This window comes from Flavobacteriales bacterium, from assembly GCA_013214975.1.
In the GTDB taxonomy this organism is placed as follows: Bacteria; Bacteroidota; Bacteroidia; order DT-38; family DT-38; genus DT-38.
In genome coordinates this window covers 1-2,933 of the sequence record JABSPR010000188.1, presented here as the reverse complement: position 1 = coordinate 2,933, position 2,933 = coordinate 1, and the positions used below count along the sequence as shown (strand labels likewise).

General features: G+C 32.1%; 3 protein-coding genes. All 3 read left to right on the top strand.

Annotated features, from left to right (window positions below):
* Positions 1–268: 268 nt before the first annotated feature.
* Positions 269–1,345: a hypothetical protein gene (locus HRT72_06490; protein NQY67355.1), complete on the top strand. Its 1,077-nt coding sequence runs from the start codon at positions 269–271 to the stop codon at positions 1,343–1,345.
* A 17-nt stretch (positions 1,346–1,362) separates the two neighbouring features.
* The gene (locus tag HRT72_06485) at positions 1,363–2,340 is read left to right on the top strand and encodes a hypothetical protein (GenBank protein NQY67354.1); all 978 of its coding nucleotides are present in this window, start codon (positions 1,363–1,365) and stop codon (positions 2,338–2,340) included.
* 414 nt (positions 2,341–2,754) lie between these two features.
* Positions 2,755–2,933: IS66 family insertion sequence element accessory protein TnpB (tnpB, locus tag HRT72_06480; protein NQY67353.1), on the top strand; the 179-nt coding region annotated here is incomplete at its 3' end.

Genomic DNA, 2,933 nt, shown 5'->3' with positions numbered 1-2,933 from the left:
TTGAAATATCTTCGTGTTTCAGCATGTTTTGTACTTTGTGTGTGATACTTAAAGATACCACAAAACCAAGGGATTACCTTGGTTTGCATGCTGTTTTCATGCCATTAAACCCTCTAAAGTAAGGGTGCGAAACTTGAGTTAACAATATTTTCGATGAAACTAGTTATAGAATTACAGAAGAAGATATACAAATGTTACATCAATATGAATTTTTGATTACTCAAGATGCCAATCTTGTTGTTGACTAACATATAAATTACAATTAATAATGAGTAAAGAACGCCATATTCCTTTAGTTTATAGAAACCTAATTCCTAATTCTATACAAGATTTTTTGCCAAACGAGGGTTTAAGTAGTTGCGATAATTGTTCTATGATTAAATCTCATTCGGAAAATGGATCTAAAGGTTTTTTACCACATTTAAAATGCTGTACTCATCATCCAAGTCTTCCTAATTTTTTAGTAGGTGCTATTCTTGCAGATAAGTCTGATGAAATGTCTTTTGGTAGATCGAAAATAATAGAAAAATTAAGAAAAAAAGAAGGGGTTACTCCTTTAGGAATTATGCCTTCAAAAAAAATGATGATGATTCAAAATCATTCTGTTAAAAATGGTTTTGGAAATGCGGCTAGTCTTCTTTGTCCATATTATAATTCATCTTTAAATAAGTGTGGAATATGGAATCATCGTAATGCAAGATGCTCAACTTGGTTCTGCAAATTTGAATCCGACAAAAAAGGCGAAACTCTCTGGGACAGTACGTATAATTATTTTCAAAACATTGAGTCGACCTTAATAAAATATGTTCTTTTAATGATGAACTGCCCACCAGATTCAATTTTATCAATGCTGAGAAAAAATTCAGAAACAGATTTAACACTTTCCGAAATAGAAGGTTTGAAAAATAATGAAACAGAATATGCTGATGCGTGGGGACCATTTGCTGGAAATGAAGAAGAATTTTACATTGAATGCTTTAATATTATATCTGAACTTACCACGGATGACTTCAGTAATATCCTTGGAGTTAAATCAAAATTATTAGAGCAAAGTATACTTGAGAACTTAAAAGAAACAAAGATATTCCCTGATAATCTCCGTTTTAACAAGGAATCTATAATTGCATCCAATCCTACAAAAGAGAAAAGAAAAAAAATACTCCTTCAACCAACTAACTCTAATGCCTTAGGCAATTCGCATCAAATTGAAGTATCTACTTCAATCTTAGATCTATTTAATGGTTCAAATTCTAATGAATTTATAAGAGAAAAAATAAAGAAAGAAAGTATGGATAATGACATCGACTTAATAAGTACACTATATAACTACCGGGTAATAGAATAAAAAAACTTGATAATAACATGATTAAAACATTTTGGACAATATTATTTTTGCTTACAATAAATGTATGTGCGGGACAGTCTTACTTACCATATTATAAATTAGTTAGTGAAGCGGAAACGGATATAGTCAATTCAGAATTTAAAACGGCTACGGTAAAATATTTAAAAGCCTTTGAACTGGTAGATTTACCTTATGCAAAAGATTTAAAAAATGCTGCACTGTCTTCTTCAAAGGCAGGAATGGATACCACAGCATTATATCTTATAGAAAAATTATTGTACAAAGGTGTTGATATAAAAAAAATTAAATCAAAAGTGCATCGCCATTTATATAGAACACCTGAATGGAAAAGATTAAAAAAAGGGTCTAAACAAATTGTAACTGCTGTTCTTGGAAAACGAGACCCGCTATTAATAGATGAATTAATAACGCTTCATGATCAAGACCAGGCGATTCGAAAGCGCAAATTTGGATATCCACAGTCTGATACGATTTGGGCGGTTGATAGTTTAAATATGATAGTAATGAAAAATATTCTGATTAAATATGGATACCCAGACGAAAACATAATTAGCGGTCTTAAGTATTTTCGTTATTATTATCCTCCGCATTACATAGTTATTAGACATCATTACCAGAATGATAAATTTGACTTATCAGAGATTCTGTATGATTCGATGATAAAGGGTAAGCTCTCTCCACGAGTATATTCAGAATTAGAAGATAAGAAATCAAATTCATCTAAAAACGGTGACAAATATGGTACTGTCGGGATATTTATTATTCGAGGACATAAAGATATGGTTGAACAATCTACAGACCAACTATCTAAATTAAATTACAATAGGGAACAGATTGGTTTAGAACCTTGGGAGGAATATCTTAAAAAGATAATTTTTCAAGACTCGCAAAGGTCTTTTAACTTCGGAATATATGAAGGGAGAATACACATTAAGGGGATGTCATGGGACGATTGGAATTATCCGCCCAGCTAACCACATCTTTTCTAAGAGTAATTTGATAATGATCTTTGTGAAAAAAAGAAATGACATTACAAGACGATATGTTGAAACTGGTTAATGAGTGGTGGGCAGATGCTCTAACTCAAACGGATTTTCTCAAGGGATTAGATATTTCCAAATTAAAATTCAAATACTGGACCCAGAAGTTATTACGAAAACTAATAAGCCTTCAGATGAGGCTACTAATATAAAGGAAGCTTCATGCTTTGAAGAAGGTAATATTAAAAAAAGATCATCCCCATTCTGAGAGTAATAAATCTATTGAGATAATTACTCCAAGAGGTTTTAAAACCACACTTTTGGAATGATGTTTAATTTCAGTCGATCGACAAAGGTTTTTCTCTATGGCAAGCCTTGCGATAGGCACAAAGGCTTCAATGGTTTTGTATGCCTTGGTTCAAATGCAAATGCCCCCCTTATACGGTCTATTTGTTTGTTTTTATAAGCTCTGATCGGAATAAAATGAAAATACTCCACTGGGAACAAGATGGCTTGATTCTGTATTATAAGCGCTTGGAAAAAGGCACATTCAAACGACCTACGGCTCAAATTAATGCTCCCAATAG

Bases quoted from the DNA above. Each gene is read 5' to 3' on its own strand.
- HRT72_06485 (NQY67354.1), top strand. From the start codon at position 1,363: ATGATTAAAACATTTTGGACAATATTATTTTTGCTTACAATAAATGTA.
- HRT72_06490 (NQY67355.1), top strand. From the start codon at position 269: ATGAGTAAAGAACGCCATATTCCTTTAGTTTATAGAAACCTAATTCCT.